Genomic DNA, 20,088 nt, shown 5'->3' on the forward strand with positions numbered 1-20,088 from the left:
TGGATGCGCGCACTACTGATTCCGATCGTCGCTTCGCTGACCTGGGCTTCCCTCGACGTTTGCCCTGCTGCCGCACAAGCCGGTGGCATCCGAGAAGTGACCGCGACCGACCGCAATGTCATCCCCTTGAACACTCGGCTGCGCTATACGACGATGATCGTCCTTCCGGACGGCGATGAGATCCTCGATGTGATCTGCGGCGACCGCGACTTCTGGGTCATCAGTGCCGTTCAGAACGTCGCCCACGTCAAGCCCGCGAAAGCCGACGCCGAGACCAATCTCAATTTGGTCACCGCAAAGGGAGCGATCTACTCCTTCCTGCTGAAGGAGAAGGCCGGTTCAGGCCAGCCGGACTTGAAGATCTACGTGAACGCGAATCAAAGCGCACCTGCCGGCCATCAGAAGTACTACAGCGCAGCTGATGTCGAACGGCTGGACTCGGAGCTGACCGAGGCAAAAGCCGCGGTCGTCCGTTCGGAACAGCGCGCAAAGGAGGCGGTGGCGGCGGCCAATCAGGACTATCCCAGCAAGCTCCGGTTTGCGTATGGCACACCGAAGTATGAGAAGCCATTTTTCGTCCAGGCAATCTGGCACGACGGGGCCTTCACGTTTCTCAAAGCCGATGCCCGCGAACTTCCCGCGCTCTATGAACTGAAGGATGGAAAGCCGTCGATCGTTAACTTCCAGGTACGAAGCGGCGTCTACGTCATCCCGAAGGTTCTCGACCGTGGGTACCTGGCCCTGGGTAACGCACGGCTGTCGTTCGAGCAGCGGGAGCAGTAACCATGAGCGCAACTGACACACAAGGCGCGGCGCCCGTGGTCGACCGACGGCCGGTTCCGCGCGGTGTCCTGCCGAAGGGCATCCAGACCTGGCTCATGGTCGCCTTGGCACTCGGAATTGTCCTGATCATCTTCCTTACCGGGCAGCCTCAGGCCCCCGAACGTGGCCATGCGGCGAGCCCGGCGCAGCAGGCCGTCAGCCCTGACAGGGTTCGTGACTATCAGGAGCGCCTCAGCGCCCTCAACGGCCTGTCGGCCCCAGACCTGAGAGGCGAGCCTTCCCTCCCTCCTGCCTTTCAGGACGACCTCCCGCCTCAGCCCGTTGATCCCCTTGCCGGCGAGCGGCAGCGGCGAGACTACGAAAGCCTGTTCGCCAGCAATGTCGTCGTGAGCCGGCGAGCACCGCTGCAGAGACCAGACGCGAGGGCGGACCAGTCCGGAGTTCAGGCCGACGAACGGCCGCGCCTAGCCGGGAACGAGCCATCCCTGGACGCCATCGCTGACGCGGTTGTCCGGGCGACAACACGCAACAGCCCTCAAAAGGTCGCGGCCAGACCCGCCTCCGAGAACGCGTCTGTGCCAGGAGCCACGCGACGTGTGGCCGTGAATGCCCGCGAGTATTCGATTCTTGCCGGCAATCTGCACCGGATCGTCGAAGGCACCATCATCGACACCGTCCTGACGAATCGCCTGGATGGCGCGGCGGCCTCGCCGGTCAACTGCCTGGTGACGAATCCGGTCTACTCCCAGGACGGTCAACACATTCTGGTGCCGTCTGGGGCGCGGATCCTCGGCGAAACGAGACAAGTCGAGGGCTTGAGCGATACACGGTTGGCGGTCGGCTTCCATCGCATCGTGATGCCGGGCGGACAATCGGTTCCCCTTGACCACTTCAAGGGACTGAACCAGCGTGGTGATTCCGGGCTGAAGGATCGCGTCAACCAGCACTACTGGTCCACGTTCGGTGCTGCGGCTGCCGTAGGTCTGGTTGGCGGGCTATCGCAGTTGCTCGGGAGCGCCGCGTTAGGCAGCGGAGACGGAGACCGGACGGTGATTATGGCGGGCTCGGCGGACGCAGCATCCCAGGCCAGCGCTCAATCGCTCAATCGATTTCTCAATCGCATGCCCACGATCACCATCCGAGAAGGTCACCGCGTGAAGGTCTATGTGACCAGCGACCTGGAACTGCCGGCGTGGAGCGTAGCCACAACCGGCGTTGACCAATAGGAGGTGATAGATGTTTTCGCGCTTGGCTCTAGCCCTCGCCGTCATCACGTTCACCGCGGTCCCCGCCCGCGGGCAACTCGCGGTAATCGACCCATCGAACCTCGAGCAGGCGGTGTTGATCGCTCAACGAACACAGCGACACCTGGAAGAATTGACCGCGCAGTACCGAACGATCCTGCGAATGTCGCAAGGTTTGGGCAACATGGAGGGATACCGAATGCCGCCGATCTCCGGCGCGAAGCACGACTCCGGCCGTTGGTCGCACGCGGAGCCCTGGCTCAGAGGTTTGAACTCCGGCGATCCAACGGGTGCGGCCTATGCGGCCACAACAGTCCCATTGGGTTCGTTCCCTCAGCTACCTGCCCGAATGTCCGCAAAGGCTCAGGGGGCGTTCTCCAGGCAGATCGCGACGGTGGAGATCGCAGACTCAGTCGCCATGATGGCCAGCCACCAGGTGGGCGCGATTCGGCAATACAGCGACCGGTTGCAGCAATCGGTTCAAGGTCTTGAGGACGATGTCATGAACGGCCTGCTCCGATATCACGAGCTGACCGCGATCCTCGACAAGGTCGCCGGTGCCGAGCTGCTGGGCCGGCGCCAGGATATGGCGGCGAATCAGCTCCTGTCTCACGCCGTGGAGCAGCTGCTCGCGCGCGGAAAGCGGCTCCGCGATGCCGAGGCCGCGACGATGAACATGCAATTGGAGACGTGGCGCAGTGGCAAGGGTGCGAACGACGCCATGGTCAAGGGCAGTTCTGATGCGCTGAGAACGTGGCGTCAACCCTAGAAGGAGGTCGCCTTGAAGAAACACGCCCTGATTGTGGTTGCCATCCTGTCCGCTGCCTCACCTGGACATGCCCAGATCGTGGTGCACGACACCTCTGTCACGGTGAGAAATGCCGTTACCGCCACGCTGAGGGAGTACCTGCTCGAGACACAGGTGGCCCAACACGGTCAGCTTCGCCGATGGGCGCAGCGGCTCAGCATGTTCACGGATCTGGGCAAGTACGGCGCCCCGGACGCTCCTCGCTGGCGCACCCATCCTGGCTATGCTGGTGAGGGCGACGAGGTAGCCGCCGCGTTCCAGTCCGCACTCGATTTCGGAGACTCCGAGGGCTTGGGCTACCGCAGCGTTACAGAGCAGATTGCCGGCTTCGACGAATTAGCGGCGGGTTTGCCGCCTGTGGCCCGGAGGGTGCTTGAGCATCAACTGTCGACCATTGATGCCGCCGATGCCGTCAGCGTGGCAACCATCCACAACAGCGGCCGTCTCCGCTATGCGGGCCGCGCCGAGCTACGTGCGATCGAGGCGCTCGAGCGAGATGTGACCAACGGCACCCTCGAGCAAAGCGCTACCGCCGTTCTGGACAAGATAAGCGGTGCCTCACTGATTGCGGCACGCCAGCGCCAGGCCCGCACAAACCTGATGATTGGCCTAGTCGAGCAACTCATGGTCGACACCAAGCGGGAACGGGATACCCACGCGGCAACCATGAACATGCAGCTGTCGGAATGGCGCTACCGCGAGGTCATCGCAAGCGCTCGTGCTTCAGGCGCTGGAGCCGCCCTGCAGACGTGGCGTCAGCCCTGATCGGATAGGAACCAAGTCATGCCGACGCACCCATCGCTCGACCTTATTCCGACCATTCAGCAGGCGATCACCAGCTTGTTGCTGACATATGAGCCGGAGTTCCTGCGGTTCGGCTATCGGCTGTTTCTGTCGTTCGCCGTGATCCTGATCGCCTGGCACGGCATCAGGGTGATGTTCAGCGGGGACGGCCTCGGCGAACAGATGTTTGACTTCGCCAAGCTGCTCCTCTTCATCTCGTTCGGCTACTCGCTGATCGCCTTCTATGAGAGCCCGCTTCCGGGCATCGGCGTGTCGTTCAGCAACCTCATCACCGACCAGGCCGGATACTTCCAATCGGTCCTTCAGGCGCGCGCCTTCGACAACGTGTATCGGCACCTCGATGAGCTGTCCGCTCACTTCATGCAGCCTGATCCGTGGTCGATCCTGGCGAACCTGATCTATTGGACCGTCTTGTTTCTAATCGCATTCGCCAAGGCCGTGTCCCTGGCTGTCATCTCTTTCGGACTGATTGCCAGCGCGGTATGTGCACTTCTGGGGCCAATCTTTGTCCCTTTTTTCATAGTTCCGAAGCTCGACTGGCTGTTCTGGGGCTGGCTCCGATCGTTCATTCAGTATTCGTTCATCCCTGTCGTGGCCATAGCTTTCCTCATGATTTTCGAGCAATTCGTCTTCCGCTACGTGACGACGTTGCCGCCAGTGATCACGCAGGCAGATTACGGAATCTACGCGATGCAGGCGTTTGCCGTTGTGGCCACTTTTTGCATGGGGATTCTCCAGGTGCCCTCGCTTACCCAATCCATTTTCTCGGGATCGAGCGGGGAAAGCACCTTGGCAAACCGAGTCAGCATCAGCCGAATATTCTCGCGGCGGTAACAGGAGTTGATCATGTCTAAACGTTGGCCAACCGGGCGCAGCCACGACGAGGAACCGCCGGCCTCTGGAGCAGCATCTCGAGCGATGGTCTTAGGGTTCATCGTGGCTGGGGCGATGGGTCTTGCCGCAGGTGTGATCTGGGTTGGCTGGAACCTTATTCGATAGCGAGCACCCGATGAATCCGACCGTAGGCGACATCAATCCCAAGACGCTGGAGAACGCGAAGCGCCAGTTCGTGGAGCTGTACGGCTCGTCGCTGGTGCTGAACACCTACCTGAAGATTGCCCTCGTTCTCGTGTCGCTGGTGGCGGCCGGCCTGGTTGCGCTCAACGCCCACACCGTGACGAAATACGCCCAAGTAAAGCCGTTGGTGATCCGAATTGATTCGGTCGGGCGAGCGGAAGCCGTCGAGTATGACGCGACCCGATACCAGCCACAACCACCAGAACTCCGGTATTTTCTGACGCAATTCGTAGTCAAGCACTTCAGCCGAATTCGGGCCACTGTTCAGCGCGAGTATCCCGACTCCCTGCTGTTCCTCGATGCGACGCTGGCTGACGCCACTATCGCGCAGAATGATCAAACCCGGGGCATCGAGTCCTTCGTCACCAATCCCGGTGCTGATGAAACCGATATCATCGTCCAGAACGTCAGCCTGAGCGAGCTAACCCGGCCGCCCTTCAAGGCCGCTATTGGCTTTCAGAAGGTGCATTACGCGCCCGGGACCCGGCAAGAGCGGTCCCGGGAGACCTACGTCGCGCAAGTGGATTTCGTCCTGCGCGAGCAGGTGCCGAACGCGTTTGTGCGTGTCAACCCGCTCGGGCTGCAAATCATCTACTTCCGAATCGACCAGGCGTTCGACGAGGCAGGAAGATGATTGCGAACACCGCGTTCTTGGCGGGCGTTACCGTCTTCCTGCTGGCCGGCTGGCTGGCCGGCGAACTGAGCTTCCTGGCGCCATTCAAGGCGACTCTCTTCCAGCGTCATGGCTGGTTGATTGGCGCAGCCTGCCTGGTGGCGTTTTTCAACCTTTGCGCCATTTACTACAACATTGCCAGATGGCTCTTTCTACGAGACTCCGGCAGCAAGTTGCTGCACCTCGATCGCCAACTGGGCACCGCCGATTCGTCGTTGCCGCAGCTTCCAGGTCCAGCGGAATAGCAAAGGGCGGCGCATGCCAAGAGATCGAGAGCCACGCCAATCTGAGGCCCGCGATATCGAACGTCTCCGCGAACGGGAGGCTCGCCGCGGCGTTGATCCGCGAGAGGTTTTCAGCCGCGACCTGAACCTTCCGAGAGGTCTGAGGCGTGAGCGCATTGGAAACTGCAGACTCCGCGCGTCGGAGGTTAGGACCCTCGCCACGGTCGGGGCATTCCGCGTCGTCAGAGAGGACGATCTTCAGCGACAGGCCGGCTCTAGCGAGCTGCTGTCGAGGGATGTCGAGCCCCTCCGTCAAGCCGGTTTGTTATCGACCAGCTCTTACGTCGTTGGCCGTCAGCGATGCACGCTCGTCACCTTGACGGAGCATGGGCGGGCCGTCTTGGAGAGTAGCCGTGGCGACCGCAACCAGCCAAAGCCGCAGGCGTTCTACGTGGGTTCGACGAAGCGCGAACTGGCTCACGACAGCCGGCTGCTTCCGGCGTATCTGGATGCCGCTGAGCGGCTGGCCCGGGACGGGTGCCGAATCCAAAGAGTCACCTTGGATCGCGAGCTGAAACGCGAATACCAAAGCTTTCTCCAAGACCCCAATCGCCGGCGTCGCGGGGCGACTGGACAGCCGAGGCGCGATCGGGAGGCCATTGCCAGGTGGGCCGAAGAGCACGGCCTACCCGTCATCGACGACAGCGTCAAGTTTCCGGACTTCCGTATCGAGTACGACCGTCCGGATGGCGAGACGGGTCACCAGGACATAGAGGTCGTCACCCCCAACTACCGGGGCAGTCATGCGTCGGCGAAGGTATCAGCAGGTTTCACCTGCTACCGATATGGATCTGCCAGGGTTGGTGGCGCCGGCTCGTCTGGTCGAGGCGGCCGAGGCCGCGAGTCCCGGCTCGCTGAGGAGATGCTCCATTGACGTTCGAGGACCGCGTCGCCGCGATTGCGTCAAAGGGATACACCGACCGGCAGGCTCGCTTCCTGGTGACGGTCCTGCTTCACTCAGGCGTGTGCATGGTGCGCCAGTACTGCGAGTTCAGTGGCATCGCCCGCGGCCAGAAGACGCAGGATTTCTTCTCTGCACTGCTTACTCGAAAGCACGCCTCATTCACGACCGATCCTTATCGCCGAACGCGGATTTTCCACGTTCAGCACCGGTCCCTATATGAGGCGATTGGCCAGGGGAACAATCGCAATCGGAAACCCGTGCCCGTTGGAGCGGCCGTGGAGCGGTTGATGTTGCTCGACGCCGTGCTGGGCAGCCGCGACCTCGAGTGGCTGGCCACCGAACAAGACAAGCTGGCACATTTCACCCGCATGTTCGGGACGACCATCCGTCGAGAGGAACTGCCTCGGTTGGTCTTCGGAGAGCCGCCGATGGCCACGACCAGGTATTTCCCAGACAAGCTGCCCATTGGCATCTCGTCGGACGGGCAGTTGAGGGTGTTCACCTTCCTGGTGAAAGGGACCGATGCGCGGGATTTCCGGACGTTTCTACAGCGCCATGCGGAGCTCTTTCGAGGACTGCCGGCATGGCGCCTGCGCCTGCTGATACCGGCCCACCTCGCTCACGCTCGCGAGGCCTATCTCTCGACCTTTCAGCAAGAACTGCTGAGCCCGATGCGACTTTCCGCAGCAGCGGACCTGCAGTGGTTCTTCGAGACGCAGCGCGCCGGCTCGGACGGCGCGATGGCGGACCAGGAGCGATTCCTCCGCGCCCGCCGGGCCTTTGGGACCCCGCGATTTCGCATGTTGTATCAGCGGTGGCTGACCGAGGGTAACCGCTGTCTCAGCGATATCTCGTCACCAGTAATCGCGGACGCCATTACTCGCGGCTCTGGAAAGGTTGAGGCGCATGTCCTTCCACACCCGTACTTCCACCTGCGCACTCTGGTCGGCACCGCATAGCGGGGACGGAAATGGGGGAACGCAGAGGGGAACACAAATCGGAGGAGTATGTTCCCCCCTCGGCGAGGCTCGGAATCCTGGCTTCCTGCGTCGAAAACCCCTGGTTGACAATCGCGGGCGACGCCTCCAACTCGTTGCGTGGTCCGGACTTGGGCTTGAGCAGTCGTTGACTGATGGGGCGGCGCTCTATGCCGCCCTCCGCGACCCGAACAGACCGCACTTAGGTGAGTCTGGGCGTGAGCGACCCCCCTCAGAAGTGGGCTTGGTGGCCCACGGTCCGTCCAAGGGGGGTCGCTCACGCCCAGACGGTGTCGCTAAGGTCCGCGGGAGATTTGTGGCCAGAGGCAGTCGCGGCGTCGGTCGCGCCTGCCCTCGCCGTTCACTCAGACTGGCGGTCTGTTTCAGGCAGTCGCCTCTGCCCTCTTTGTCGCACCGCCGACGGGAAGGATGATGCCCATGACACTGATCAAGCCACGCACTCGCGGGAAGCAACTGGTGCGCCACCGGACGCGTCTCGATCAAGAAACCAACGAGACTCTGTACGCCTACGCGCACTTCATCGGTGAGTCCACCGAGTACGTCCTCAATCAGGTCATCGACACCGTACTCGCCAGGGACAAGGAATACCTGCAGTGGCGTGCGACCCACAGCGAGACATTTGTTCCAAGCGCTTCTGGTGCGCGCGGTTCTCGGGCTCCCGGAGGGCGGCGTCGCTCTCCCGTTGCTGCCGGCGGTGCGTGAGGATCAATCCAGTGCTGGCAACGGCGAGCCTGCGACCGTTCCTTGAGTCGAGGGCCCTGATTGCTCTGACCACGGCGGCCCTGGTCGGATCGGCAGGGCTCTACGCGTTTCCTATTGATGCTGACGAGCCGTTCCTCGCCGCCATCGCAAGCCGCCGGCCAGATGTCTTGACGGTGATCAGCTACGGATACGCCGTCATGTGGTTCTCGACGCCTTTCCACTTGGCGTCCCTTGTCTTGTCGCTGATGGCGATCGTCCTTTACCGCAAGCAACCGCGCATACGGTTCCGCGAGTTGCCGCCGTATCCATCTCCCGAGACTCGGCCAGCCCCATCGCTGGTACTCGGCGAGTCCCACCATCCCACCACCATTGGCCGGGCAGCCGAACCGACGTGGCTGACCATTCCGGAACGCGGGCTCTACACGGGAACGATGATCGTCGGTGCCATCGGAACCGGGAAGACTTCCGCATGCATGTATCCCTACGTGGACCAGCTTGTCAGGTGGCGCAGCCAGGACGACGAGCGGAAAATTGGCGGCTTGGTGATGGAGGTCAAGGGCGATTTCTGTCTACAGGTTCGCAGGATGCTGGCGGACTCGGGTCGTGCCGATGACTACGTTGAAATCGGGCTGGATACGGGAACTTGCTACAACCCGCTTCACAACGACCTTGACCCGTATGCCGTGGCCTACGCGATTGCTTCCTTGCTGAATAACTTGTTCGGAAAGTCGAAGGAGCCGTTCTGGCAACAGGCGTACACCGACCTGCTGAAGTTCGTGATCCTGCTGCGGCGTCTGAGCGACGGCTACACCACCCTCTCGGATGTCTACCGCTATGTCCTGGACGATTCGCAGATCGACCGCGACATCCGGCGACTGAAGGTAACCCTGTCGGATGTCCCGGAAGTAGTGCTCGTGCCGACGGTTGAGTATCAACTGCTGGATCTGCAGCGTTCCTGGGCTCATTGGTTCCAGGACGATGCGGAGCATATGGCGCACCCTTACGACGCCGAGCTCGAGACGTTCCTGGACAGCAAGGGCGCGTCGTATGAAGTGCGAAAGGCCAAAGGCGCCGGCTGGGCCGATCGGAGGCATCAGCTAGAGGCCGTCGAGCGCTGGTACGTCGGCGGTTGGAGTCGTCTCGACACACGTTTGCGCTCGTCAATCACGGAGGGCATCGTGGTCTTCCTGTCACTGTTCGACGACAACCCCGCGGTCCACCGGGCCTTCTGTCCCCCGCGCCGCGCCTACTCCGGAACGTTGAGTCCGGGCGAGCCCACACCCTTACCTCACATCGATACGCTCCTCGATGCCGGTCGCGTGCTGGCTCTGAACTTTCCTGTTGCCGCCAATCCAGGGCTCGCGCGCATCATCGGCGTAATGCTGAAACTGGATTTTCAGCGCGCCGTCCTTCAGCGCATACCGAAGATAAGCTCACAACCGGATAAGGCCTGGCGAGACCTGATGTTCGTTTGCGACGAATACCATGCCTTCGCGACGGTTGGGAGACCGATCCTACCGGCGACGAGCGCACTTTCGCGCTCTCCAGGCAGGCGAGATTGATTCCGATCGTTGCCACACAGAGCATCAGCTCACTGCGGTCAGTCCTTCCCGGAGACGAGAGCTGGAGAACCCTGCTGCAGTGCTTCCGCAACAAAGTGTTTCTCGCCACCAGCGATGAGTTCACGGCTCGCAATGCCGCGGACCTGTGCGGGCGGCATGACAAGCTCAAGGCGCAATACAGCCTCTCCGAATCCGGTCGCGAGGCTCACATTTCGCTCCTAACGGGTCGGGCCGCCGCGAACAAGCATTCGATCACCGCGACGAAGAGCTATGCACCAACCCACGAACATATCTTTGCCCCGCGGGTCTTCACCCAGTTGCAGAATGCGCAGGCCATCGTCCTGCCGTACGACGGCGTCAATCCCTTACCCCCGCAGTTCTGCTATCTGAAACCGCACTACCTGGACGTGCAAACCAGCTACTTCGATCACCTCGAACGAGGCGTCCTGTGAGCAGCTTGGACCGGATACTGCCATTTCTCCGGCCGATCGAGGATCTTCTGCGGGATCCGACGGTTACGGAGGTAATGGTGAACCGTGGCGGCCGGCAGATCTTCGTCGAGCGCAACGGCGCCATCGAGGCGGTCGCCGATCGCAATTTGGATTCCCGCAGCCTCACCGTAGCGATTAAGAACATCGCCAGGGCCTGCGGCGATGAGATCTCGGAGGCGCAACCCTCGCTCGATGCGCGACTGGAGGATGGCTCGCGCGTAGCAGCAATGTTTCCGCCGTGTTCGGTCGATGGACCGACACTCACGGTGCGGAAGTTCACCCACCACTACTCACTTGACGAACTCGTCCAATCTGGAACGTTAACTGGCGCCCTGGCGAAGACTCTGGTGGATGCTGTCGGCACGCGCAAGAACATCCTGATATCCGGCGGCACCGGCACGGGAAAGACTACGCTTCTCAACGCGCTCGCGGCGACCATCCCGGCAACCGATCGGATCGTGCTGATCGAGGAGACCTCGGAAATCCTGATCGACAAGCCGAACCTGGTTCGATTTGAGGCCCGTCGCCTGCAGCAACCACTCGGACAGGAAGCGCCGCTGCCGGCGGTGACGATTGCCGACCTGCTGCGAGCCACGTTGCGTCACAGGCCCGACCGAATCCTTGTCGGTGAGGTTCGTGGTGCGGAAGCATTTGACCTCCTGCAGGCGCTCAATACCGGCCATCAGGGCGCCATCAGCACAATCCACGCAAACTCCGCCGCGCAAGCCCTCGCGCGCCTGGCCCATTGCGTGGTCGCGGCGAACGTCGGCTTACCGCACCACAGCACCCGCGAGGCCATCGCGCTGGCGATCGACCTGGTCGTCCACATCGACCGTCAAGCCGGGCAACGGATTGTTACGGAAGCGCTGCAGGTCTCTGGCTACTGCACCGCAACGGATCAGTTTGAGCTTAGTTTTCTGCACGCGTTGACCTGAGCCCGTGAAGCTCCGTTCGCTACTCGATCCGCAGGGCCCGCAAGGGATCCGCTCGGCTCGCCCTGAGTGCCGGCCTTACGCTGGCCAGACCCAAAGCGATCGAAAGCAGGACAGCCGCTGACGCAACTACCACCGGGTCAAGTGGAGAGACGTCGCCGACGACAGCGATGACTACACGGGACATCCCAGCCATGGCCGCCAATCCCAGAACGACGCCAACTGTCGCACAGACGACCGTTTCTCGCAGCAGGGGGTAGACAAGCGAGGCCCGGGTGGCGCCAAGCGCCACCCGAATCGCCGTCTCTCGCACCCGTCGGCTGGCCGCATATGCTACCAAGCCATACACGCCGGTACACGCAATCAGAAGGGCCGCAATCGCGAAGACACCAATCGCGTAGGCCATCGCGCGCGTCCCGCCGATGTCATCTGAGACGAGTTGCGTCATTGGCATGAATCGCACAAATGCGACCGACGGGTCGGTCGCCCGGACCGCTGTCTCGACTTTTCGGTCGAGGTCGGGGATGAATGATGCAGTGCGGACCATCCAAGCGACGGGAAAGGCCCGGTTGGATATCGCCATCACCGGCGATGGCACTTGGGCCCAAGGGACGTAGACAACGGGCGGCGCGTCGGCACCCAGCGCGCTGGTGCCTCTAGTCCAGCCCGCACCCGGCCTAGTTCTCACATCGTTTACGACACCCACAATCTCTCTTGGCACATCCCCCACTTGCGGCACCGAGGAGAGCGTGCGACCGAGGACGTTCGCCCCGCCAAAATAGATTCGCGCGAAGGTCTCATTTACGATTGCGACCCCGGGCGCGCCGGGCCGGTCCTTGTCTTCGAACGCGCGTCCTTGGCGGACTGCAATGCGCAAGAGTTCGAAGTACTCGGGCGTAACGTAACGCCAGTCCACACTTCTCGTCTCCGCGATCTGCGCACCAGCCGGCGCCAAAAGGGGCATGTTTAGGCCGCGCTCGATCGGAGCATTGTTCGCCAATGCGACCGACAGCACGCCTGGCACCTCACGCACCCGACCGAGGGCAAGTTCGACGAATCGGTCCATTTGTTCCGGACTTTCGAAGGACTTCCCTTGCATCGCCATCTTGCCGACCGTGACGTTCCCAGGATTGAAACCGAGATCGGCCTGATACATCCTGGCGATCGTGCTCACCAGAATGCCTGCAAGCACAAGGAGAGCCATCGTGGCTGCTAGCTGGCCGGTCAAAAGTCCGCGACGCCACCATCCTCCGGTCCGTGAGTTACTTTGTCGCGCTCCGTCGGAGAGTGCGCTGCGCAAGTCCACTCGCTGCGCGGCCAGAGCAGGAGCGAGACCAAACAGCACAGCGATGGCTCCAGTGGCGGCGACGGCAAATGCGAGCACCCGAGCGTCAACCTTTAGGGTTCGCCCAACGAGAAGCTCGGGTGGCGTCAATTGACCGAGTAGGGGCAGGCCAACTACGGCGACCGCAACGCCTGATGCGCCTCCGATCGCTGCGAGCACTAGCGCCTCCGTCAGCAACTGCTGGATTATCCGTCCGCGCCCACCCCCAAGAGCCATTCGTGTGGCAATCTCGTGTCGCCGCGCCATCGTTCTCAGAAGTTGCAAACCGGCTAGATTGGCGCACGCCACCATGACTACCGCTCCGACAGCTACAGAAAGCAGGAGCATCAAGACGAGGGGCTCGCGACCAATGAGTTGGTGCAACGGTAGCCATAGCAAGCTGCGAATTCGCGCGTGCGCGCGTTCAGGCTGAGTCAGGAGAAGATCGGCCTTCACCAGATCTAGCGCACTGGCTGCCTGATGTAGCGTAGCGCTCGGCTGAAGGCGGGCCAGCAACACATAGTTCACCGAGTTGTCTTGATTCGATAGACGCAAGGGCGTCCAAACATCGGCAGGAGGAATTGACTGGAAGCCTTCGGGCATCACGCCAATAACTTCATGTGGTGTTCCGCCGAGTGTCACCACTAGTCCGACGGCATCGCGCCGCTGACCGAACGCCCGGCGCCATATGTCGTGGCTCACGACCACGGCGTTTGGTCCTCCCGTCGTATCCTCGACCGCCACAAATCCACGGCCAATCGCAGGTGCGACCCCCACTACCTCGAAGAACGACTGTGACACTCGAAGGCTCTGGACATACTCGGCGTGGTCACCAATGCCCAGATTCCAGCCAGAGCCACCGCGTTGCGCCGAAACCATCGCAAACGATTTCGAGCGCTCTAATGCGGCGTGAAAGGTGACGCCGTCGACCGAACCGCCATCTGGCGTCGCTAGGGCAAGGACACGATCGACACCGGGGTATGGCAACGGCACGAACCACACGGCGTTAACGAAACTGAATACTACGGTGAGCACACCGACGCCGAGACCAGACATGGCGATCGCGGTAAACGCAAAAGTCGGCGCGTGCCTGATCTGACGGACCGCAAACCGGATGTCTTGCCAATAGTGGTCGAGGCGCGGCGCAATCCAGACGGCCCGCGCGTCCTCCATCGCATGCAGCTCATTTCCCAGTGCGCGTCCGGCCTGAACATGAGCATCTTCGGCAGACGAGCCAGACCGCGCAAGGTCATCCTCTGCCATCGCCCGATGAGTTCGTAATTCTTCGGCAAGATCTTCGGCGTGCCGTCGATTTCGGAGCCGTGCCACTAGTCGTCGCAAGATGGGCATGTAACCTCAGGCTTGAACAAGGACCCTGCGAATCGCAGCATCCATGCGATCATAGGATGCCAGCTCGGCGGCCAGTCGCTTCCGGCCTGGCTTCGTGACCGTGTAATAGCGCGCACGTCTGTTGCGATCGGACACAGCCCATTCCGCCTCGACATCACCATTCAGGAGTAGTCGTCGTAAGGCGGGGTACAGAGAGCTCTCTCCAACGGCGAGGACGTCACTTGAGATGATCTTTAGGCGTTGCGCGATGCCGTACCCATGGAGTGGTTCCGTCGCCAGCACGCGAAGGATGAGCATGTCCAGAGTGCCCGGCAGGAGTCCGTCAGGAACACGTCCCATAGTCCACTCCCATCGATAATCGATGTATTATGCGCGGCTCGGAATTCTGGTCAATAGAAATCTTGAGCCCAACGGATCAGTTTGAACTCGAGTCGCATTGGGTGTCTGATAGTAGACCTCCCCAAGAGAGCGAGGACTCATGAGTGCGAGGGCCTGGCTAGCGCCACTTTTGCTTCTCGGTTTGGCTGCGTGTGGTGGAGGTTCAACGAGTCCCACGGGTCCATCAGCTCCCACATCGTTCTTGACGGGGACGTGGCGCGGGACGCTGGTTCTTCAGGTGAACCCTGGCGATCCGCAGGCGCCCCCTCCAACCAGTGGCGCGATGGAGTGGACCTTTGAGGCGCTACCGGAGACAAATCTGCAGTCATTCCGCGCGTCCGTGCGATCAGATCATCCGTGGCTGACCATGACAACGACCGGTACGACTGCGATCACACCCGGGAACACCGCACCGGCTCAGATCAGCTCCCAAGGCGAGTTCACGTCGCCACGCGGGTGCCGAGGCACGTTTGGAAGCGTCGGACGCGCCGAAACCAGGCAGATTGAGGCTGACTTCACAGGCACGGATTGCGCGGCCGCGACCTTTGCTGGTCGAGTTGTCCTCGTGAAATCAGACTAAGGCGCTACTGGTGGTCGGTCCAGAAGCCGTGCAGGTCTGACTTCACTGACTGATACCGGTCGGCGCCGCCCTTAACCTTCGGCAACAGGTCGGGCCGGTTCGTTTGAAGCCACATCGCGAACTGCAAAACCTGATTGCCGGTCCGCTTCGCCTCATCAGGAAACTGCTGGAACCATAGCTTCCGCAGTTCGCCCCGCCTATTCGCGTTGTCCACCATCGTCATCCCACCATTGCCTTCAGCTTTTCCCGCCTCATTCGTTCCCGCGGGTCTTGGACACTTCCATTCAGCCACTGTTTCAACTGTCCAATTGAGACCTGGTGAGTCACGACCGGCTCTCGGACTTCAATTTCAAACACGTTGGAAACGAAATTGGTGAATCCATCCTTCTTGAAGGCGTGGACGGCAATGGCTGCCGCCTCGTATAGCGTCTCGGCCGTCACCTGGACGCTTCTTTTCACTCCATCTGGGTCGGTCATCATGACCCTACAGTCCTTGTTGTACGCCATTTGCCGTCGCCGTTCTGGATTATAGCGAACATATGACGAAACAAAGGATTCCCGGGCAATTCGGCCTTTGCCACACCCACCACTGGACAAACGCAGCCGACTCTCCCAAACTAGCCACAATTGAACTTGAGTCAGTCCTTCAAGGAAGGGGTTAGGGATGAAACCGACACTGCGAATCCTTCTCGTTTCGGGTCTCATGCTGCTCGCTGGTTGGACGGTCGGCCGCGCACAAACCAGTTCCCCAGATTTTGAGTTTGTTGTTACGACTGCCTCCACCGAGACTGGCATTGACACCTCCGTAAAGTGTGTGAAGGGCTGCAAGCTATCGTGGGTTCAGCGTGGCGTGAATCCGCGAGCGGCGCAACTCGCTAGCTTTGACTTCTCGTGCAAGGGCGGTACGCATTGCCCATCTGGCGTAATCGGCGGCTGGATTCAAAAGTAAAGGCCCGTTCTCGCTTGCTGAGAGGTTCTCATCGACGACGGGAACGATTTCGAGTCGTCGCATGCGCCAGTATCGAAGTGGTTGTTAGCTAGCCAATTGATCTGCGCGTCAAAGAAGGGGCTCTCCGCGCATCAACTCCACCGCATCATCGGCGTCACCTATCGTGCCGCGTGGTTTATGAATCGCCGCTTGCGTCACGATGGCAACAGGCGAAGGAACAGACCCGGTGATTGCACTCCGACATGAGTTGGACATTTTGCGTAGCGATCTAGTCATGCGAAGCGTCATGGACTCAGTTCGCCGCCGTCGACGTCGCAATTAGCAAACCCAGGCGGGCGCTCGAGAGCCTCGGATTTGTTCATCGCGCGGGAGTCGCCGCGCCTAGTCGAGTGCCAACGCCGCCACGACCTCGCCGACAGCGCTGCCCACCGGACACATGGTCGCGATCTTCCGCATCGGCATGGCCATGTAGATTTCGAACCGTGCTCGGATTACTGCTTCCTCCTGACTTGGCGTGCGACCGAAGGGACGGGCGATTTGCCGGCGAACGGTCTCGGCCACGCAAACGTCGCAGTCAAACGAGGGCACCGATCTCGTAGCGCACTCACGTTGACGAAGGCCTCAAATACTCCAAATGCCTTCAAATCAGCGGGTATTCCAAGAACCGAGTGAATAAGGCGAACGGCTCCCTTCCATTCGAGCTCCGATGCGGGGCCCTGCATCTCTGTTGCATTCGTGAAATACAGGAACACCAGTGCAGCCTGAACACCATTCAGTTTTCTCAGAAAATAGTGGTGAGCGAGGCGGTTCGCGTACTGATAGAACACGCCGTGCCAATCGGCCGAGGCTCTCGGCGCATAGGCGCGTCTCGCTTCCGCGAGGCTTCGTTGAATCAGCAGCATCGACTCCGGAGTGGCGCGCGACCCCGACGAAGCTGCCTCAGGGATGTGCGCTTTGGCCTCGACGAAGATGGGAGTGCCATCTGACGCCGTGCCGATGGCGTCCCATACTGGTCCTCGAGCTGGCCAAAAGTCCTTCAAGGCACGACCCGATAGATACCGCAGACCTGCCAGTGTCAGGGCAGGCTGGTCCCTATACTCTTTAAAGCCGTCACCTTTGAGGGGTGAATGCCACGTAACGGCCAGATGTCGCTCAATAGCCCCAGAACGTTGAAGAGCCGTCTGGACGAGATTGGGATGGCGGTTAATCGCAATCTGCGGCCAGTGCTGGCTACCGCGTCTCGGAATCGTCATGCCTATTGGTTCTCCGTCGGTTGAGCAAGGTTAGCCTTGACGCGCAGTTTCTTTGAAACGGGTCTTGTGCTTCTGATTGCGCCCAGTCGAACGAAACGAGTAGTCAACAACTGAATATCTTCAGTGGCCGCCCTCTGGGGAACATAGGCTAGCGATAAATCTTCCACGAACTGAAGGTGTTCTCGACCAGATCGTCAGCGAACTGGTCTTGAACCCAAGTCTTGAGCTCATGCAGGCATGCCGCGCGCAAGTGCGCTGGCACCCGCCACATATACGAGCACTCCCCGGTGGCGATCTGCGTGACGAACTGTGACGGGCTGATGGGAGGCAGCGCTTCGCCGGCAATCTCTGCCACGCACCGCAGACCGGAGCGCTGCAGCCAGCGATCCACATCCTCATCAAAGCGGGCACCTGGATGAAACGGCGTACCGACACCGGCCTGCTCGAAGATCTCCCTCGCCTTGTCACGAACTCGAGCCCACATCTCACGGCCGGTGCCGTTTCCCCATTCGTACAATATGGGGCCTTGTGCTTTGAGCACTCGCCTCGCCTCACTAAGCATCGTCCGCCAATTTGGAATCAGGTAGACAACCCTCGCGATGATGACCGCATCGAAGATCTGGCCTCTGAAAGGCGCGGCACCAGCGTCGGCACAGACGACTGACAACAGGCCAGGAGCCGCCTTAGTTCTGAGGGTGCGCAGCATCTCAGCCGATGTGTCAAGAGCGGTCATCCTGAATCGTCCTTCCGCCATGGGAATCGACACCCGGCCGGTGCCGGCGCCTATTTCGAGGACTCGGCTGTATTCAGCCAACCCGGAGGCCATGCAGAGGGCCTCGACCACGTCCTGAGGCAAGCGCCCACCATGGCGCCGGTCGTAGAGTCCTGCATTAGCGGAGAAATCGACGTTCCCGTCCATCGTTCGACAGTCTAAGCCAATGCAGCGCTCGGCGCCTCGCGACTGACGAGTGCTCGCTCCGGAAGAAGGTGTGAGTGACCTTGAGGTCCCTCACAGAGCTATCGATAAACATCCATCATCCAACCGGGCGCTGACTATAAGGTTCCATCGACCCTTTGAGCGTGCAGCCCTGACGTGCTTCAACCGCAGCTGGCCGGAGCGAGGAGCACATCGCAACAGGGACATCGTGCGTTGTCCAGCTTGGTAGGTTGCTTCGTCGGAACAGGACCATTGGTCAGCGGATTCTAACCTCCCTTCCTGGGGGCGTGCCCACTGACCGACCTGTAAGGTTTCAATAGAATCGCGCGTTCAGACGGTATAGGCGACGGCTCCAAGTTGCCGCGATTCATCGTTCACGCTCGCGCCTCATCGGCTCGTGCGTCCCGCCCTTGTTCCGTGCGTCATACCGACACACGCGAACGTAGCCAACGCTACCGGTTCAGGCCCGTAGCGTTTTTCAGGAGGCCCATCATGTCCAAAGGCAATGGCGAAGTGGTGTCTGTGAAGATTCTCCGTAACGAATCCGGCAGTCCCAAGGGGAAGCTGGCTGATGCGGAGGTGATCTTCGAAGCCGGTAGCGGCCCGTTCAACGGTCTGCGTCTTCTCGGCTTCGCGGTTTGGGAACGTCCAACCGGAGGGAAGAACGTGACGTTCCCAGCTCGGACGTACTCCGTGAACGGAGAACGCCGCAGCTTCTCACTGTTGCGCCCCGCAAATGGCGAGGCCGGTGTGCAGGACGCGATTCGGCAGTGCATCCTCGACGCGTACAGCCGCGTCGAGCAGCCTGCCTGACGCGTTCAATACGTCTCTGGCGGTCGGGCCTCAGGGCCCGGCCGCTTGAGCCGACTTCATTCCGTAACCGACAGGACTTGCTTATGGATACCGCCGTTCGCGCCACTGCCGAGAGACCGCACCCGCACCTGCGTCCAGCCGACGCGGCCCAGACGCTTAGCGTGACGGTCACCTATGACCTCTCCGAAGCGGGTCGCAAGGCCTCACTGCTCTCCGGTGGTGATGGCCGCGGGCGCCAGCAGTTCACGACTCCAGTCCCCATGTCCAGGTTGCACCTGGTCAACGTCGATACGACGGGCGTCGCGCGATTGAAACTGCGACCGCGATTCGAACTCGGCGCCAACGAGCGCGTCGTTCGGCATGACGCGTTTCCGACCTACGACGCGCCGCCGACTGTCGAAGATCTGTTTCGGGATGCGGCGCGGAATCACGAGCTCGAGCGGCTGTTCCAGGCTCAGCGGAATACTTGGCGCTCGCAGCGGCGAGAAGCCGACCAGGATCGCCGTTCCCAAGCCGCGCGCGAGTTCCTGTCCAGCCCAGAACAGCGGGCGATGGTTCACCCTGCTCCGAGTCCCTCCCGGTGCTTCCTGGCTACACCGAATGGCCGAGTGATGTTTGATGTCACGTCCGATGTCGGACCAGCGCGCGAAGTTCCCGCCGAGGCCCATCGGCGATTCCGTGCGGACGTGGCCGCTCGTCGCCAGCGCAACCTGACCCAGCGCGCCGACCAACTGGCGCTCCACGAGCAGAAGACCGAAGCCGCTCGCGAATGGATCGCGCTCAGGGGCAGCGCCGAACAGCAGGCGCGGTCGGCGGCCGGAGTGTTGCCGCTGGACGAAGTAATCGCGGCGATGACGGACGAGGCATTTCAGGCCGTCGCGGAATTGCCCCGATACGAGATGGACGGATCGGAGAGACTCCAAACCCATCTACGGGACGCCCTCGGCGACCCGAACGTGATTGTTGCGCCAGCCGACCTGATGGTTAAGTCCGCGGACGCGAGCGGCGCGACTGCCGGCCAGTGGGCGGTCATCAAGCACTTGCAGTCTGCGCTGCCAGATGCCACGGTCAAACTGCGCGAGCACCGGTTGTCTTCGCGGCGGTACGAGCGCCCTTACGAGCTGGTGATCTTCGGTGCCCTGGTAACGAGGCGGGTGGGTCCGTTCAACCTTCGTCGCGAGTTCGCCGTGCCGGGCAGGTAAGCCGCCGCGCACTGAGCTTCGCGTCTGATCTCTCGCCGTG

At 61.3% G+C, this 20,088-nt stretch carries 19 protein-coding genes and 1 pseudogene; 15 read left to right on the plus strand and 5 right to left on the minus strand.

All coding sequences use genetic code 11. The features are described from left to right. Nucleotides 1-3 precede the first annotated feature (3 nt). The 12 genes from WC815_17445 to WC815_17500 all read left to right on the plus strand — a co-directional run bounded on the left by WC815_17445 (nt 4) and on the right by WC815_17500 (nt 11,265). Nucleotides 4-783: a TrbG/VirB9 family P-type conjugative transfer protein gene (locus tag WC815_17445; protein ID MFA5910569.1), complete on the plus strand. Its 780-nt coding sequence runs from the start codon at nt 4-6 to the stop codon at nt 781-783. Nucleotides 784-785: 2 nt separating this feature from the next. Next, the gene (locus tag WC815_17450) at nt 786-2,009 is read left to right on the plus strand and encodes a TrbI/VirB10 family protein (protein MFA5910570.1); all 1,224 of its coding nucleotides are present in this window, start codon (nt 786-788) and stop codon (nt 2,007-2,009) included. A gap of 10 nt (nt 2,010-2,019) precedes the next feature. Continuing rightward, nucleotides 2,020-2,796 carry a hypothetical protein gene (locus tag WC815_17455; protein ID MFA5910571.1) on the plus strand — a complete coding sequence of 259 codons (777 nt, stop codon included), beginning with the start codon at nt 2,020-2,022 and terminating at the stop codon, nt 2,794-2,796. Nucleotides 2,797-2,808: 12 nt separating this feature from the next. Beyond that, nucleotides 2,809-3,600, plus strand: a complete 792-nt coding sequence (locus WC815_17460; protein MFA5910572.1) for a hypothetical protein — start codon at nt 2,809-2,811, stop codon at nt 3,598-3,600. Nucleotides 3,601-3,618: 18 nt separating this feature from the next. Next, complete coding sequence (locus tag WC815_17465) at nt 3,619-4,473, plus strand: type IV secretion system protein (protein MFA5910573.1); 855 nt, start codon at nt 3,619-3,621, stop codon at nt 4,471-4,473. 175 nt (nt 4,474-4,648) lie between these two features. After that, entirely contained in the window at nt 4,649-5,350 is a 702-nt protein-coding gene (locus WC815_17470; protein MFA5910574.1) for a VirB8/TrbF family protein, read from the plus strand. After that, nucleotides 5,347-5,634 (plus strand): hypothetical protein, encoded by a 288-nt coding sequence (locus WC815_17475; protein ID MFA5910575.1) that lies wholly within the window; start codon nt 5,347-5,349, stop codon nt 5,632-5,634. The genes WC815_17470 and WC815_17475 overlap by 4 nt, the downstream gene beginning before the upstream one ends. 909 nt (nt 5,635-6,543) lie before the next feature. Next, entirely contained in the window at nt 6,544-7,536 is a 993-nt protein-coding gene (locus WC815_17480; protein MFA5910576.1) for a hypothetical protein, read from the plus strand. Between the two features lie 456 nt (nt 7,537-7,992). Further along, nucleotides 7,993-8,277, plus strand: a complete 285-nt coding sequence (locus WC815_17485; GenBank protein ID MFA5910577.1) for a hypothetical protein — start codon at nt 7,993-7,995, stop codon at nt 8,275-8,277. 11 nt (nt 8,278-8,288) lie between these two features. Beyond that, nucleotides 8,289-9,839, plus strand: coding sequence for a hypothetical protein (locus tag WC815_17490; protein MFA5910578.1), 1,551 nt, complete (start codon nt 8,289-8,291; stop codon nt 9,837-9,839). Then, a complete protein-coding gene (locus WC815_17495; GenBank protein ID MFA5910579.1) occupies nt 9,836-10,291 on the plus strand; it encodes a TraM recognition domain-containing protein in 456 nt (151 codons plus the stop codon). The genes WC815_17490 and WC815_17495 overlap by 4 nt, the downstream gene beginning before the upstream one ends. Then, nucleotides 10,288-11,265 (plus strand): ATPase, T2SS/T4P/T4SS family, encoded by a 978-nt coding sequence (locus tag WC815_17500; GenBank protein ID MFA5910580.1) that lies wholly within the window; start codon nt 10,288-10,290, stop codon nt 11,263-11,265. The genes WC815_17495 and WC815_17500 overlap by 4 nt, the downstream gene beginning before the upstream one ends. Nucleotides 11,266-11,284: 19 nt before the next feature. Here the strand turns inward: WC815_17500 and WC815_17505 are convergent, their stop codons facing one another. The 3 genes from WC815_17505 to WC815_17515 form a co-directional block, all read right to left on the minus strand. Continuing rightward, a complete protein-coding gene (locus tag WC815_17505) occupies nt 11,285-13,849 on the minus strand; it encodes an ADOP family duplicated permease (protein ID MFA5910581.1) in 2,565 nt (854 codons plus the stop codon). 1,049 nt (nt 13,850-14,898) lie between these two features. After that, nucleotides 14,899-15,117, minus strand: a complete 219-nt coding sequence (locus WC815_17510; protein MFA5910582.1) for a hypothetical protein — start codon at nt 15,115-15,117, stop codon at nt 14,899-14,901. Then, nucleotides 15,114-15,374 (minus strand): hypothetical protein, encoded by a 261-nt coding sequence (locus tag WC815_17515; GenBank protein MFA5910583.1) that lies wholly within the window; start codon nt 15,372-15,374, stop codon nt 15,114-15,116. The genes WC815_17510 and WC815_17515 overlap by 4 nt, the downstream gene beginning before the upstream one ends. A 538-nt stretch (nt 15,375-15,912) precedes the next feature. Between WC815_17515 and WC815_17520 the strand changes: the two are divergent. Next, nucleotides 15,913-16,038, plus strand: a pseudogene (locus tag WC815_17520) (IS1595 family transposase). 296 nt (nt 16,039-16,334) lie between these two features. Here the strand turns inward: WC815_17520 and WC815_17525 are convergent. Next, nucleotides 16,335-17,096, minus strand: a complete 762-nt coding sequence (locus WC815_17525) for a hypothetical protein (GenBank protein MFA5910584.1) — start codon at nt 17,094-17,096, stop codon at nt 16,335-16,337. 148 nt (nt 17,097-17,244) lie between these two features. After that, nucleotides 17,245-18,015, minus strand: a complete 771-nt coding sequence (locus tag WC815_17530) for a class I SAM-dependent methyltransferase (protein ID MFA5910585.1) — start codon at nt 18,013-18,015, stop codon at nt 17,245-17,247. A 510-nt stretch (nt 18,016-18,525) separates the two neighbouring features. Here WC815_17530 and WC815_17535 point away from each other — a divergent pair. Beyond that, nucleotides 18,526-18,846: a hypothetical protein gene (locus tag WC815_17535; GenBank protein ID MFA5910586.1), complete on the plus strand. Its 321-nt coding sequence runs from the start codon at nt 18,526-18,528 to the stop codon at nt 18,844-18,846. A gap of 161 nt (nt 18,847-19,007) precedes the next feature. Beyond that, nucleotides 19,008-20,048 (plus strand): hypothetical protein, encoded by a 1,041-nt coding sequence (locus WC815_17540; GenBank protein MFA5910587.1) that lies wholly within the window; start codon nt 19,008-19,010, stop codon nt 20,046-20,048. Nucleotides 20,049-20,088 lie beyond the last annotated feature (40 nt).

It is taken from the genome of Vicinamibacterales bacterium (assembly GCA_041659285.1).
GTDB lineage: Bacteria > Acidobacteriota > Vicinamibacteria > Vicinamibacterales > UBA2999 > 12-FULL-67-14b.

What these genes read in the sequence shown, in the direction of transcription:
- WC815_17445 (MFA5910569.1), top strand. Translation starts at nt 4, where the DNA reads ATGCGCGCACTACTGATTCCGATCGTCGCTTCGCTGACCTGGGCTTCC.
- WC815_17450 (MFA5910570.1), top strand. Translation starts at nt 786, where the DNA reads ATGAGCGCAACTGACACACAAGGCGCGGCGCCCGTGGTCGACCGACGG.
- WC815_17455 (MFA5910571.1), top strand. Translation starts at nt 2,020, where the DNA reads ATGTTTTCGCGCTTGGCTCTAGCCCTCGCCGTCATCACGTTCACCGCG.
- WC815_17465 (MFA5910573.1), top strand. Translation starts at nt 3,619, where the DNA reads ATGCCGACGCACCCATCGCTCGACCTTATTCCGACCATTCAGCAGGCG.
- WC815_17470 (MFA5910574.1), top strand. Translation starts at nt 4,649, where the DNA reads ATGAATCCGACCGTAGGCGACATCAATCCCAAGACGCTGGAGAACGCG.
- WC815_17475 (MFA5910575.1), top strand. Translation starts at nt 5,347, where the DNA reads ATGATTGCGAACACCGCGTTCTTGGCGGGCGTTACCGTCTTCCTGCTG.
- WC815_17485 (MFA5910577.1), top strand. Translation starts at nt 7,993, where the DNA reads ATGACACTGATCAAGCCACGCACTCGCGGGAAGCAACTGGTGCGCCAC.
- WC815_17505 (MFA5910581.1), bottom strand. Translation starts at nt 13,849, where the DNA reads ATGGCAGAGGATGACCTTGCGCGGTCTGGCTCGTCTGCCGAAGATGCT.
- WC815_17510 (MFA5910582.1), bottom strand. Translation starts at nt 15,117, where the DNA reads ATGACGATGGTGGACAACGCGAATAGGCGGGGCGAACTGCGGAAGCTA.
- WC815_17515 (MFA5910583.1), bottom strand. Translation starts at nt 15,374, where the DNA reads ATGATGACCGACCCAGATGGAGTGAAAAGAAGCGTCCAGGTGACGGCC.
- WC815_17525 (MFA5910584.1), bottom strand. Translation starts at nt 17,096, where the DNA reads ATGACGATTCCGAGACGCGGTAGCCAGCACTGGCCGCAGATTGCGATT.
- WC815_17530 (MFA5910585.1), bottom strand. Translation starts at nt 18,015, where the DNA reads ATGGACGGGAACGTCGATTTCTCCGCTAATGCAGGACTCTACGACCGG.
- WC815_17535 (MFA5910586.1), top strand. Translation starts at nt 18,526, where the DNA reads ATGTCCAAAGGCAATGGCGAAGTGGTGTCTGTGAAGATTCTCCGTAAC.